13 protein-coding genes and 1 tRNA gene are annotated in these 13,214 nt (G+C 63.9%); 8 read left to right on the top strand and 6 right to left on the bottom strand.

The window, feature by feature from the left end:
- Nucleotides 1-2: 2 nt before the first annotated feature.
- The 7 genes from ACODR8_RS03935 (at nucleotide 3) to ACODR8_RS03905 (ending at nucleotide 5,519) form a co-directional block, all read left to right on the top strand.
- Nucleotides 3-326, top strand: coding sequence for a YbaB/EbfC family nucleoid-associated protein (locus ACODR8_RS03935; RefSeq protein ID WP_006959664.1), 324 nt, complete (start codon nucleotides 3-5; stop codon nucleotides 324-326).
- 419 nt (nucleotides 327-745) lie between these two features.
- The gene (lon, locus tag ACODR8_RS03930; RefSeq protein ID WP_489006040.1) at nucleotides 746-3,142 is read left to right on the top strand and encodes an endopeptidase La; all 2,397 of its coding nucleotides are present in this window, start codon (nucleotides 746-748) and stop codon (nucleotides 3,140-3,142) included.
- Nucleotides 3,143-3,324: 182 nt separating this feature from the next.
- Nucleotides 3,325-3,597 (top strand): HU family DNA-binding protein, encoded by a 273-nt coding sequence (locus ACODR8_RS03925; RefSeq protein WP_006959670.1) that lies wholly within the window; start codon nucleotides 3,325-3,327, stop codon nucleotides 3,595-3,597.
- Between the two features lie 208 nt (nucleotides 3,598-3,805).
- Nucleotides 3,806-4,357: a septal ring lytic transglycosylase RlpA family protein gene (locus tag ACODR8_RS03920; protein WP_489006187.1), complete on the top strand. Its 552-nt coding sequence runs from the start codon at nucleotides 3,806-3,808 to the stop codon at nucleotides 4,355-4,357.
- Nucleotides 4,358-4,463: 106 nt separating this feature from the next.
- Nucleotides 4,464-4,540, top strand: a tRNA-His gene (locus tag ACODR8_RS03915).
- A 90-nt stretch (nucleotides 4,541-4,630) separates the two neighbouring features.
- The gene (hisI, locus tag ACODR8_RS03910) at nucleotides 4,631-5,002 is read left to right on the top strand and encodes a phosphoribosyl-AMP cyclohydrolase (protein ID WP_489006186.1); all 372 of its coding nucleotides are present in this window, start codon (nucleotides 4,631-4,633) and stop codon (nucleotides 5,000-5,002) included.
- On the top strand, nucleotides 4,989-5,519 hold the full coding sequence (locus ACODR8_RS03905) for a hypothetical protein (RefSeq protein WP_489006039.1): 531 nt from the start codon (nucleotides 4,989-4,991) through the stop codon (nucleotides 5,517-5,519). Before hisI ends, ACODR8_RS03905 begins: the two co-directional genes overlap by 14 nt.
- On the opposite strand, the gene ACODR8_RS03900 is transcribed toward ACODR8_RS03905, so the two are convergent.
- A complete protein-coding gene (locus ACODR8_RS03900) occupies nucleotides 5,513-6,133 on the bottom strand; it encodes a YitT family protein (protein ID WP_489006038.1) in 621 nt (206 codons plus the stop codon). The two genes, ACODR8_RS03905 and ACODR8_RS03900, sit on opposite strands and share 7 nt — an antisense overlap.
- Nucleotides 6,134-6,136: 3 nt before the next feature.
- Here ACODR8_RS03900 and ACODR8_RS03895 point away from each other — a divergent pair, with 3 nt between their 5' ends.
- Entirely contained in the window at nucleotides 6,137-6,376 is a 240-nt protein-coding gene (locus tag ACODR8_RS03895; RefSeq protein WP_489006037.1) for a hypothetical protein, read from the top strand.
- Between the two features lie 79 nt (nucleotides 6,377-6,455).
- Here the strand turns inward: ACODR8_RS03895 and ACODR8_RS03890 are convergent, their stop codons facing one another.
- The 5 genes from ACODR8_RS03890 to ACODR8_RS03870 form a co-directional block, all read right to left on the bottom strand.
- Nucleotides 6,456-7,595 carry an aspartyl/asparaginyl beta-hydroxylase domain-containing protein gene (locus ACODR8_RS03890; RefSeq protein ID WP_489006036.1) on the bottom strand — a complete coding sequence of 380 codons (1,140 nt, stop codon included), beginning with the start codon at nucleotides 7,593-7,595 and terminating at the stop codon, nucleotides 6,456-6,458.
- A gap of 40 nt (nucleotides 7,596-7,635) precedes the next feature.
- Nucleotides 7,636-8,844 carry an MFS transporter gene (locus ACODR8_RS03885; RefSeq protein ID WP_489006035.1) on the bottom strand — a complete coding sequence of 403 codons (1,209 nt, stop codon included), beginning with the start codon at nucleotides 8,842-8,844 and terminating at the stop codon, nucleotides 7,636-7,638.
- A gap of 353 nt (nucleotides 8,845-9,197) precedes the next feature.
- Nucleotides 9,198-9,875 carry a L,D-transpeptidase family protein gene (locus ACODR8_RS03880; RefSeq protein WP_489006034.1) on the bottom strand — a complete coding sequence of 226 codons (678 nt, stop codon included), beginning with the start codon at nucleotides 9,873-9,875 and terminating at the stop codon, nucleotides 9,198-9,200.
- A gap of 53 nt (nucleotides 9,876-9,928) precedes the next feature.
- A complete protein-coding gene (locus ACODR8_RS03875; protein ID WP_489006033.1) occupies nucleotides 9,929-12,196 on the bottom strand; it encodes an NADP-dependent malic enzyme in 2,268 nt (755 codons plus the stop codon).
- A gap of 9 nt (nucleotides 12,197-12,205) precedes the next feature.
- Nucleotides 12,206-13,129, bottom strand: a complete 924-nt coding sequence (locus ACODR8_RS03870) for a LysR family transcriptional regulator (RefSeq protein WP_489006032.1) — start codon at nucleotides 13,127-13,129, stop codon at nucleotides 12,206-12,208.
- Between the last annotated feature and the right edge of the window lie 85 nt (nucleotides 13,130-13,214).

Raw genomic sequence — 13,214 nt, 5'->3', positions numbered from 1 at the left:
GCATGAAAGACTTGAACGAAATATTGGGCATGGCCACCCGCGTGCAGGAGGAACTGCAACGCGCGCAGGATAATCTGGACAAGCTGGAGGTCGAAGGCGCGGCTGGCGGCGGACTGGTGAAGGTGCGCGCATCGGCCAAGGGGCGGATCATCGGCGTGTCGATCGACGACACGCTGCTCGCGCCGTCCGAAAAGCAGATATTGGAGGATCTGGTCACCGCCGCCTTCAACGATGCGCGCAAGAAGGCCGATGAGGTCAGCAATGCGGAAATGGGCAAGATGACATCCGGCCTGCAACTGCCGCCAGGCTTCAAGCTGCCTTTTTGATTCTTTTGCAGATCGGGCGCGACAGTCCGTCCCAGCAACGGGATCGTTGCACAATACGGCTGTTCCCACACGATGTTGTCATTCCCGCGAAGGCGGGAATCCATCTCCCACCTTATCGTTTTGATTTTCGGTTGGGAGATGGATCCCCGCCTTCGCGGGGATGACGTGAAAATTCGTGGGGAATGAATGCCGCAATGATCCCCTAGCAAGGTCAGGATGGGCGTTGGCCAACTGGGTCTGCAAACCACATTTCAGCCGCTTTAATGGGTTGAGGGACATCTTTTGGCCCGCCAAAACCCGATAACCCCCGGTTCATCGTTGCGGCTTTATGACAAGTGACGATTGATTGGTGCGACGGGCATCCCCATAAAGGCGATGAACCGTAGGACAGGGCCGCGTCTTTTGGCCCCGGAGAGTGAATGACCGTGCAATATCCCCTTCTGCCGCTGCGTGACATCGTCGTCTTTCCGCAGATGATCGTCCCGCTCTTCGTTGGTCGTGACAAGAGCGTTGCCGCGCTGGAAGCGGCGATGGAAGGTTCCAAGGAAATCTTCCTGGTGTCGCAGCTCGACCCGGCCGAGGATGATCCGGGCCGTGATTCGCTGTACGACACGGGCGTCGTCGCCATCGTGTTGCAGCTGCTCAAGCTGCCCGACGGCACCGTGCGGGTGCTGGTGGAGGGCAAGCATCGCGCCCGGTTGCAGACGATGGACAGCAAGGATGGCTATCTGGTCTCGGACGTCGAGATGGTAGAGGATATCGTTGCCGAGGGACCGGAAGCCGCCGCGCTGATGCGGTCTGTGGCCGAACAGTTTGAAAATTACGCCAAGCTCAACAAGAAGCTGCCCGCCGAGACGCCGGTGCAGCTGCGCGAGATTGAGGATGCCGGGCGGCTGGCCGATGCGATCTCCGCCAACATCAACGTCAAAGTATCCGACAAGCAGTCGCTGCTGGTCGAGGCCGATCCGGTCAAGCGGCTGGAGATGGTGTTTGCCTTCATGGAGGGCGAACTGGGCGTCCTGCAGGTCGAAAAGAAGATCCGTGGCCGCGTGAAGCGCCAGATGGAAAAGACCCAGCGCGAATATTATCTGAACGAGCAGTTGAAGGCGATTCAGCGCGAGCTGGGCAATGGCGAGGGTGAGGAAGGCGACGAGCTTGCCGAACTGACCGAGAAGATCGCCAAGACCAAGCTGTCCAAGGAAGCGCGCGCCAAGGCGACCGCCGAGCTGAAGAAGCTCAAAGGCATGCAGCCCATGTCGGCTGAAGCGACGGTGGTGCGCAACTATCTGGACGTGCTGCTGGGCCTGCCCTGGGGCAAGAAAGGCAAGGTCAAGAATGACCTGAAGCGCGCGCAGGACGTGCTGGACGAGGATCATTTCGCGCTAGACAAGGTCAAGGACCGGATCATCGAATATCTGGCGGTGCAGGCGCGCACCAATAAGCTCAAAGGCCCGATCCTGTGCCTGGTTGGTCCTCCGGGCGTCGGCAAGACGTCGCTTGGCCGTTCGATCGCCAAGGCGACGGGTCGCGAATTTGTGCGCCAGTCGCTGGGCGGCGTGCGCGACGAGGCGGAGATTCGCGGCCACAGGCGCACCTATATCGGGTCGCTGCCGGGCAAGATCGTGACGAACCTGAAAAAGGCCGGGACGATGAACCCGCTGTTCCTGCTGGACGAGATCGACAAGCTGGGACAGGATTTCCGCGGCGATCCGGCGTCGGCGCTGCTGGAGGTGCTGGACCCGGAACAGAATAATAAATTCCAGGACCATTATCTGGAGATCGACGTCGATCTTTCAGACATCATGTTCGTGACGACCGCCAACTCGTTGAATTTGCCGCAGGCTTTGCTCGACCGGATGGAGATCATCCGGCTGGAGGGCTATACCGAGGATGAGAAGGTCGAGATCGCGCAGCGGCATCTGGTCGCCAAGCAGATCGACGCCCATGGTCTGAAAGAGGGCGAATTTGTGGTGACGGAAGAGGCCGTGCGCGACCTCATTCGTTACTATACCCGCGAAGCCGGTGTCCGCACGCTGGAGCGCGAGATTGCGCGGCTCGCCCGCAAGGCGCTGCGCAAGATCCTTGAAGGCGTTTATGAAACGGTCGTGATTACGCCGGACAATCTGGCCGACTATGCCGGGGTGCGCAAATTCCGCCATGGCGTGGGTGAGGATGAGCATCAGATCGGCGCAGTGACGGGTCTGGCCTGGACCGAAGTTGGCGGCGAATTGCTGACGATCGAGGCGGTGACGGTGCCTGGCAAGGGCATGATCAAGACTACCGGCAAGCTCGGCGAGGTCATGAACGAATCTATCCAGGCGGCCTTTTCCTATGTCCGCGCACGATCGCCGGGCTATGGCATCAAGCCCAGCCTGTTCAACCGGAAGGACATCCACATCCATCTGCCTGAAGGGGCGGTGCCCAAAGATGGTCCGTCGGCGGGCATCGGCATGGTCACCTGCATCGTTTCCACCCTGACCGGCATCCCGGTACACAAGGATGTGGCGATGACCGGCGAGGTGACTCTGCGTGGCCGGGTGCTGCCGATCGGTGGCCTGAAGGAGAAGCTGCTGGCGGCGCTCCGCGGGGGCATCAAGACGGTGCTGATCCCGCAGGAAAATGAGAAAGACCTAGCGGAAATTCCCGCCAACATCCGCGACGGGCTGGAGATCGTGCCGGTGTCGCATGTCGATGAGGTGCTGGCCCGCGCGCTGGTGTCGCTGCCCGAAGCGATCGCCTGGACGGAGGAGGATGACCTCGCCGCGCAGCCGAGCAACGGGCCGACGCGGGACGGGGATGCTGCACTGCGGCATTGATTGAAAGGGAAAGCGGCTGATATCGCCCGGTTTTAGGGCATTTTGCACCTGATGGCGCAAAATTGCATCGAAGCTGGTGGCTTCGTCGCTTTCCCTTTGACAGGCGCTGGAAGCTGCGCCTTATTGCGCCGCCTACGCCGCGATTCCTAAACAACCAAATAGCACAAGGGGGTTCCCAAGGCATGAACAAGCAGGATCTTATCAGCGCTGTCGCCGACAGCAGCGGTCTCAGCAAAAGCGACGCCAGCAAGGCCGTCGAAGGTGTATTCGACGCCATCACTGGCGCGTTGAAGAAGGGCGACGAAGTGCGCCTGGTTGGTTTTGGTACTTTTTCCGTTTCGCAGCGCAAGGCTTCGACCGGTCGCAACCCGCGTACCGGCGAGACGATGACGATCAAGGCTTCGGCCCAGCCCAAGTTCAAGGCCGGCAAGGGCCTCAAGGATTCGGTCAACTGACGGTCCGGGTGCTTGCCATTTGGTGAGCGCTCACGTCTGACCACAACCGGTGTCGCGGCCGGAAAGCATTTAGGAGAGTAGCGTTGCCACAGGGGACAGCCCCAGGCGCGCATGTATGTCTGGGCAAGGGGGTGAAGGCTGATGCAGCTTTCGCCCCTTTTCTTTTGGTAGGGCGATGTGGCGTGTCGGGGGTGGCATGAAAGATAGAATGGGGGCCGCCAGCGCGCTGGGTCTGGCACTGGCCCTGTCGGCGTGCGCGGGGGGCGATTACCGCCCGGTGCGCGATGTGCCGGTCAGGATCGGCCCGCCTTATACGGTGCGCGGCGTCACCTATGTGCCGGCTGCCGATCCGGCTTATGACATGCTGGGCTATGCCAGCTGGTATGGATCGGAATCGGGCAACCGTACCGCCAATGGCGAGCGCTTCCGCCCCGATTGGGTGACGGCGGCGCATACCAGCCTGCCGCTGCCCAGCTATGTCGAGGTGACGGCGCTGGACAGTGGGCGCACCATCATCGTGCGGGTCAATGATCGCGGGCCGTTTGCGGGCAAGGGGCGGGTGATCGACCTGTCGCGCGGGGCGGCCGAGCAATTGGGGATGCGCGCGCAGGGGCAGGTCGCGGTGCGGGTGCGGGTGGTCAATCCGCCGGAAAAGGCGCGCGAACGGTTGCGCAAGGGCAAAGCGGCGGAAGAACGGCCGCGCGTGCCGGAGCGGACGCTGGTCAAGCTGCGCGCGCAGATGAAGGCGGCGGGCCTGTAACCCCGGCGAAAGATGGCGCGGGTGCAATTGCCTGCTTGACGCCCGGTTATCCGCCGCATATGTGCCCACTTCTCGCGGGGCCAAGCGCCCCTAGCTAAGTGTTGTGGCGATCGTAGCTCAGTTGGTTAGAGCGCCGGTTTGTGGTACCGGAGGTCGGGGGTTCAAGACCCCTCGATCGCCCCATTTTCGCTTTTCTTGGCCTGATCCTGGCATAATCGCCGGGCAGGCGGGAAGGGGCTTCGCAGCATCGTGATTGCGCTCTATAGCCCCGGCATGACCGATGCGCGCGACACAGGGCTGACCCTTAATCCCAAATATGACGACCAGGGCCTGATTACCGCGGTGGTCACTGACGTGGCCAGCGGCGACGTGCTGATGGTGGCGCATATGAATGCGCAGGCATTGGCGCTGACGGTCGAAACCGGCTTGGCGCATTTCTGGTCGCGTAGTCGCAAATCATTGTGGAAGAAGGGCGAGACGTCCGGGCATATGCTGGAGGTCCGCGATATTCGGATCGATTGCGATCAGGACGCGGTGTGGGTGAAGGCGGTGCCGGCGGGGCCGACCTGCCACACGGGCGCACGATCCTGTTTCTTCCGCCGGGTGGGTGCGGACGGGCTTATGGCGGTCGATGCGGCGGACTAGCGCTGTCCTGTTATTGTTGCTGGCGGCGTGTCAGCGTGAACCGGCCAGCGATGCGGGACCGGTGACGGGCGGCGTCGCGGCGTCGGGTCTGGAGCAGGCGGCGATCGCCAGCGGCGCGATTGCGGATGCGGCGGCGATTTCCCCGGTCGGGCTGTTCCAGCGCGATCATGAGGCTGGGCGCGACGCGCTGTGCGTCATTCCCGGCAAGGGCGGCGCGCTGCGGTTCGGGCTGGAGGCCAATTTCGGCGAGGAGCAAAGCTGCCGGGGGCAGGGCCAGGCGCGCCGCACGGGCGACAAGCTGATCCTGAGCTTTTCCGGGGGCGATCGCTGCATCGTCGTGGCGCAATATGATGGCGATCAGGTCGCGCTGCCCGGCGTGGTCGACATGGCCTGCGCGGACCTGTGCGAAGGGCGCGGCACGCTGGAGGGTGTCAGCTTTCCGCGGATCGCCAATGATGCGGCGAGTGCGTTGCGGGCGCGTGATCGGGGCGGTGATCCGCTATGTGAGCCTCAATAGCCGATATAGCGGCCCGGCCGATGGTTGACGATCAGGACCGCGTTGATGGCGGCGGCTGAGAGGATCGAGAGGGCGAAGCGGTCTGCGCTGAGCAAGGGGAGCGAGGCGAACAGGATCAGCGCGTCGCCCAGCATCTGGGTTCGTCCGGCGTTCCATCCCCGCCGCTTCTGGAGCAGCAGGGCGATGACGCCGAGGCCGCCGACGCCTGCGCCATGGCGGGCGATGGCGAGGATGCCAAAGCCGATGATCGACCCGCCGAACAGCGCGGCGAAGAGCGGGCTGACCTGCGCCAGATGCAGCGCCGATGGCATCATCAGCCCCATCGCCATGATCGCCAGATTGGCGAACAAAGTCTTGAGACCGAAGGCAACCCCCATCGCACGCCCGGCAAAGAGGAAGAAGGGGATGTTGATCAGCAGGAACAGGGTCGCGGGCGGATAGGGCATAAGATAGGAGAGCAGCAGCGCGATCCCTGCCATGCCGCCCGTCACCAGATTGGCGGCCTTGAGCAGCATCAGCCCCATGGCGATGAAGGCGCAGCCAATGGCGATGGCATAGCCATCTTCGGCCAGATTGTGCGGGCGGGGCGCGAGGGGCGTAGAAGCAGGGGGCATGGCATGTCCGTTAAAGGGTTATGCTCCGGTCATCCTCCCTCCTTTGGATTTTTGATAGTCGCGCGGCAGGGTGCTGCAAAGCCCTGGCTTACAAATCGTACTACATCTCCATTTCCCGGCGGGGCGATGGGAAAGGACTTTCCATTATCCCACAACGTCATGCTGAATTTATTTCAGCATCCATTTTTCGCCATGAGCGGCGGCTTTTGGGACACGATGGATGCTGAAACAAGTTCAGCATGACGGACTAAAATGAGGTGTGGTCCATATAGGATGGTCTATCCTCAAGGAGGGGTAATAGTTTGAAATTATCGCGCCTTGGTTAACCGCCCGTGTCGATCTGGGCCGGGCCGAACTGGTCGATCGCCTCGAAAAGCCGGGTGAGCGCTTCGCGCTCTTCGGGCAGGATTTCGGGACGCCAGACTTCGAACAGCAGGACGACGCGGGTGTCGGTGCCGCGGTTCCAGGCTTCATGTTCGATGCTGTCGTCGAAGATCAGCATTTCGCCGGGCCGCCATGCGCGGGTTTCCGCGCCGACGCGCAGCGCGCAGCCTTCGGGGACCAGCAGAGGCAGGTGGCAGATCAGTCGGGTGTTGAGCAGGCCATGGTGTGGCTGGATATGGGTGCCGGGCTTGAGCAGCGACCAGAGCGCCATGGGCGAGCGGCTGGTGATGACCGGCATGGGGGCAAGGGCCAGAGCGGCCATGACGGCGGGGCAGCGGGCGGCATGGTCCGTGACGGGCGCGCCGCCCTGCCAGAAATAATAGGCGCCCCAGCTGGGATCGTCGCGCAGCGGATTGTTGGGGGCGGGGCCGTTGGACGGGGTTTCGACATAGGGGGCAAAGTCGGGCGCGCCCGCGCGCACGGCGTTCAGTTCCGCCACGATGTCATCGGTCATCGCTTCGATCGGCGCGACCCAGTCGAACTCGATGCGCTCATAAAAGGCGCGCTGGGGCAGGCCGGGGAAATAGAACATGCTGGGCTGCTGGAGGTAGAGCTGGCTCTTGCCCAGCAGCAGGTCGGTCGCCTGGGCGATGCGGGGCAGGGTTGGCAGGCCGTGGATGGCGGCGCTCAGATGATCCTCGAACCGGGCGCTGGCGTTGGTCAGGATGGCCTGCGCCTGGAGCAGCATCGGCTGGAGTTGGGGCGGCGCGCCGGTTGCGGCGGCCTGTGCCACGGCAGCGCGGCACCAGCGGGTTGCTTCGCGCTCATCGCCGCGCCGCAGGGCGTTCTGGCCCATCGCCAGCAAGGCGGGGAGATCGCGCGGCTGTTCGCGCAATATGTGCTGGAGCGCGGCGGCTTCGCCGTCCCAGTCGCCGGTGCGGTTGCACGCCTGCGCCAGCAGCATGGGCGGTGGGGCGGCCATGTCGTTCAATGCGGCGCGCGCAACGGCGGCCTCCCCGCGCCGTAACGCGGCAACGGCGGCCTCTTGCAGCGCATTCTCTCTTGCCTGATCGATCATGGCCCAGCCTTAAACGGCAGCGGGGCGAGGCGGAAGCGGCTTATTCGCAGGGAATGGTGACAAGGCGCGTCGTGCGCCGTTCCAGCATGATCGACAGCAGGAAGATGCCAAGGCCACCCAGCGCCAGCGCCGCGCCGATCCAGCCGGTCGAGGTCAGGCCATAGCCCGCCGCGATCGACAGCCCACCCAGCCATGGGCCAAGTGCATTGGCGATGTTGAAGGCGCTATGGTGGAGCGCGGCCGCCAGCGTCTGTGCGTCGCCGGACACGTCCATCAGCCGCGCCTGCAATGGCGTGCCGAGGCCACCGCCTGCGCCGATCAGAAAGATGCTGAGGCAGAGCGTCCAGATATTGCCCGCCATGAAGGGGAAGAGCGCCAGCGCGGCGGCGCTCCACAGGGTGACGCCGATGACGGTGCGGTTGAGCGAGCGGTCGGCGAGCCAGGCGGCGACGAGATTGCCGATCGTCAGGCCAATGCCGAATATCGCCAGTACCACCGGCACCCAGGCGGGGGAGACGTGGGTGATCTCCATCATGGTGGATGCGACATAGGTATAGACGGCGAACAGGCCGCCAAAGCCGATCGCGCCGGTCAACAGCGTCAGCCAGACCTGCGGTTTGGCCAGAGCGCCCAGTTCGCGCGCGGGACTTGCCTTGGGATCGCCCGCGTCGCGCGGCGCGTAGAGCGCCACCAGCGTCATGGTGGCGATGGCGAGGGCGGTTACGACGAAGAAGCCGGAACGCCAGCCCATCGCTTGCCCCATCCAGTTGGCGACCGGCACGCCGATGATGGTGGCGATGGTCAGGCCCGACATGACCCGCGCGATCGCCTGCGCCCGCTTTTCGATCGGCACCAGACTGGCCGCCACCAGCGCGGCGACGCCGAAATAGGCGCCGTGTGGCACACCGCTGAGGAAACGGAAGGCGAGCATCCAGCCATAGCTGGGCGAAAGGGCGGAAAGGCCGTTGCCGATCGCAAACATCGCCATCAGGCCGATCAGCAGGGTGCGACGCGGCAGGCGCGCGCCGAAAGCCGCAATCACTGGTGCGCCCGCCACGACGCCGAGCGCATAGGCGCTGATCGCATGGCCCGCGGTCGGCGCATCGATGCCCAGGTCGCGGGCGAAGAAAGGCAGCAGGCTCATCGCCGCAAATTCGGTCGTGCCGATGGCGAAGGCACCGACAGACAATGCGAAAAGGACGAGCGCGGGATGCGCGGTGGGGCGGGGAATGCCCATGGCCAGCTCCATGCTGCAATGCAATAAAGGGTGAGTGGGGCAAATGGACCCGGTGACAACGTTGGTCAAGGGTCGGGGTGGGTGAGTTTATTGCAAGTGCGTCGTCATGGCGCACAATTCGGGTGAGGTGGGCGGGTGAGTAGCTTGGCGTGATTACGATGCCACCCTTAAAAGGGCATCGTTGCGAAATCCATCACGTCATCCCCGCGCAGGCGGGGATCCATCTCACGACGTAAATTCAAGATGATAAAGTGGGAGATGGATTCCCGCCTACGCGGGAATGACGATGCTTTTTGAGGCCATCCGAATTTCGGAACGATCCCTCGAAGGGGAGGATGCATAAGCCGTGCTGCTTTAACGCAGAGTTACGTCCCAACTTGCGCCTTGCTGACGTCCAGCATCTTGCCGTTGGTGATGACAACCAGGTCGCCCAATTTTGTAACGCCGAAAAGTTTTTGGGCAAATTCCTTCGGTACACCGATGCAGCCATGGGTGCCGCGTCCCCATTGGACGTCGCTGCCGTGGATGAACACGCCGTCGTTGGTCAGGCGCTGTGCGAAGGGCATGGGGGCATTGTCGTAGGTGCGTGAATAATAGTCGGCATGTTTGGCCATGATCGGGAAGGCACCCAGCGGGCTGGGCTTGTCGGTTGCGCCGTAGAGGATGACGGCAGCGCCAATCTCGTAACCCGCGCGGAATACGGAGAGGGTCTGCGCGCGCAGGTCGACGGTGATGATGACCGGGCCGGTCGCGGGCGCGCCATTTTCGTCCCAGGCAAAGTCGCCATGGCGAAACGGGCCGTCGATCTTCAGCACACGCTTGACGCGCAGCGCGGCGGGATCGACCGCCATGCCCTGATCGCTGCTACGTTCTACCGGCTTTGCGGGCGCAGGCGCGGCGGCGGATTTGGCAACGGGAGCCGGTTCTTCGGCTGCGGGCCGGTCGATCCAGTTGGTGACCAGCAGGCCGACGCCCGCCAGCGCTGCGCCGATCGCCAGCTTGGGTCCGGCGCTTTTCGCCAGCGCCTTGAGCAATCCCGCCATGTCCGTCCTCGCTTATGTCCAGTCGGCGCGAGCATAGCGCCAAAAGGTTAAGCTCAGCCTTCGCGCGCGACTTCCGCCGCCGCGATGGCGGTGAGATTGAGGATGCCGCGCGAGGTGACGCCGGGCGTCAGCACATGGATGGGTTGTTTCAGGCCCATCAGCATCGGCCCGACCGTGGGTGAACTGGAGGAGGCGGAGAGCGCCGTCAGGGTGATGTTGGCCGCATCCAGATTGGGCATGACCAGCAGATTGGCCGGACCTTCAAAGCGCGAATCGGGGATGAGGCGTTCGCGCAACGACTGGCTGAGCGCCGCGTCGGCGTGCATTTCGCCATCGACCATCAGTTCGGGTGCGGCTTCGCGCACCAGCTTGAGTGCCGATCGTATCTTGCGCGCGCTGTTGCTGTGCGATGCGCCGAAATTGGAGTGGGACAGCAGGGCCGCGCGCGGAGTCAGGCCGAAATTGAGCAATTCGGTCGCCGCAAGCAGGGTCATTTCGGCAATCTGTTCGGGCGTCGGATCAGGCACCATATGGGTGTCGGTGATGAACAGCGCGCCTGCGTCCAGGATCAGGCCCGACAGCGCATAGACGCGGCTCTGCCCCGGCACCCGGTCGATGATGCGCATCACATGTTCGACCTGGCCCCAATATTCGCTGTTGCCACCGACCAGCGCGGCATCGACCCGCCCGGTGCGCAGCAGCAAGGCGGCGGTCACGGTCGGGCGGCGATAGACATGGCGGATGACTTCGGCGGCAGGCACGCCCCGGCGCGAGGCAACAGCGCGATAGGCTTCGACCAGTTCGCCCATGACCAGATGATCGGTTTCAGGGTCGATCACCTCGACATCGCGGTCCAGCTGGAAACGCAGGCCAAGGTCGGGCAGCTTCTGATTGAGGATGCGGCGGCGTGCGACGATGACGGGGCGGACAATGCCTTCGTCCAGCGCGTCCTGAATGGCGCGCAGCACGCGCTCATCCTCGCCTTCGCCATAGGCGATGCGGCGGTTGCCGCCGCGGGCGGCCTCGAACACCGGCATCATCAGCTGGCCGGACCGGGCGCTCTGGCGCGACAGGCTGCGTTTATAGTCCTCCAGGTCGATCGGGCGGCGGGCAACGCCGCTGTCCATTGCCGCCTTCGCCACGGCGGGGGCGATCTCCGCGATCAGGCGCGGATCGAACGGGGTGGGAATGATATAGTCCGGGCCGAACACCAGCTTCTGGCCGCCATAGGCCTGCGCAACGCTGTCATGCGCGGGCAGGCGGGCGAGACCGGCGATGGCTTCGGCAGCGGCGGCCTTCATCGCTTCGTTGATCTGGGTCGCGCCGACGTCCAGCGCGCCGCGGAAGATATAGGGGAAGCACAGGACGTTATTGACCTGATTGGGATAGTCCGACCGGCCCGTGGCGATGATCGCGTCGGGGCGGACTTCCCGCGCGGCTTCGGGGCGGATTTCGGGTTCCGGGTTGGCCAGCGCGAAGATCAGCGGGTTAGGCGCCATCAGCGGCAGCCATTCCGGCTTCAACACGCCAGGCGCGGAAAGGCCGAGGAACAGATTGGCACCGGGCAGCACGTCGGGCAGGGTGCGGGCGTTGGTGACGCGGGCGTAGCGCGCCATGTTGGGCAGCATCCCTTCGCGCCCCGAATGGATGACGCCATCCTTGTCGGTCATCGTGACATTATCGACCGGCAGCCCCATCGACACGAGCAGATCGACACAGGCAAGCGCTGCCGCGCCTGCGCCAGACGTTACCAGTTTGGCGTCCGCCAGCGTCTTGCCCTGCAACACCAGCGCGTTGCGCACGGCGGCGGCGACGACGATGGCGGTGCCATGCTGATCGTCATGAAAGACCGGAATATTCATCCGTTCTTTCAGTCGCGCCTCGATCGCGAAACATTCCGGGGCCTTGATATCTTCAAGGTTGATGCCGCCGAAGGTCGGCTCCATCAGGGCTACGGCCTCGACGAATTTGTCCGCGTCGGTCGTGTCGATTTCTATGTCGAATACGTCGATGTCGGCGAATTTCTTGAAGAGGACCGCCTTGCCCTCCATCACCGGCTTGGACGCCAGTGCGCCGATCGCGCCGAGGCCAAGGACGGCGGTGCCGTTGGTGATGACCGCGACCAGATTGCCGCGCGCGGTATAATCGAGCGCCTTGTCGGGATCGGCAGCGATCTCCATGCAGGGCGCGGCGACACCGGGCGAATAGGCCAGCGCCAGATCGCGCTGGTTGACCATTCGCTTGGTCGGTTCGATGCGCAGCTTTCCAGGCCGGGGAAAGCGATGATAGTCGAGGGCGGCGCGGCGGGTATTATCGTCCATGCGATGCCCTTAGAGGCGCGGCGCGCCGGGGGCAATGGCCGTGCGCTCCCAGGGCGGGGTCGGGGCGTAGAGTTGGACAAGAAAATCGACGAAGGCGGTGATGGCGAGCGGCGGATTATGCTGCGGCAATTGCACCGCGAACAGGCCGACGTCCGCTGACCCCTCAAAATCCGGCAAAATCTGCCGAACTTCACCGCGTGCCAGGGCTTCGCTGATATCCCAGAGCGAACGCAGCGCGATGCCGCCGCCGGCCAGCGCGATTTCGCGGACGACTTCGCTGCTGTTGGTGCGGACATGGCTGCGCCCCTCCACCATGACCGGACCCTTTGGCCCGACCAGGCGCCAGGGCATCTGGCGATCGGCAGCGAGCAGACGGTGGGATTTGAGGTCCACGATGCGCCGGGGCGTGCCGAAACGGTCGAGATAGGCGGGGGCTGCACACAGGATGCGGCGGTTGGTCGCGAGGCGGCGGGCGGTGAGCGTCGGGCCGGGATCGGCGGTGATACGGATGGCAAGGTCCGCGCGCGCCTCGATCAGGTCGGCAAAATCATCGGACAGGTTGAGCGTCAGGTCGACACGGGGATGATCGTCGAGGAAGCGGGGCAGCCAGGGGGCTAGATGGAGGCGACCAAAGGAGGTGGGGGCGGTGATGCGCAGCGGCCCTGCGGCGACCGCCGATACGCCCGACACGCGCCGTTCCGCTTCGTCGAGCGCGGCCAATATGGTGCGCAGGTCGGTGTGGAGCCGCTCGCCAGCCGGGGTGAGGGCCAGACGGCGGGTGGTGCGGTGGATCAATCGCGCGCCCAGCCGCTCCTCCAGCCGGGCGAGGCGCTTGGACATCATGGCGGGTGAAATATGCAGGCGGCGGCCCGCGGCGGCAAGGCCACCTTCGTCCACTATGGTCGTGAACAATTCATGGTCCGGGTCCATCATATTCATTCACCATGGGAAATACTATGTTCGAATAATAGTGAATATACGACATAATTGAAAAGGTCTATGCGTGTCGGCAATCAAG

The sequence above is a fragment of the Sphingobium sp. FG58 genome, assembly GCF_057809055.1.
This window is presented reverse-complemented; position numbering and strand designations above follow the sequence as displayed.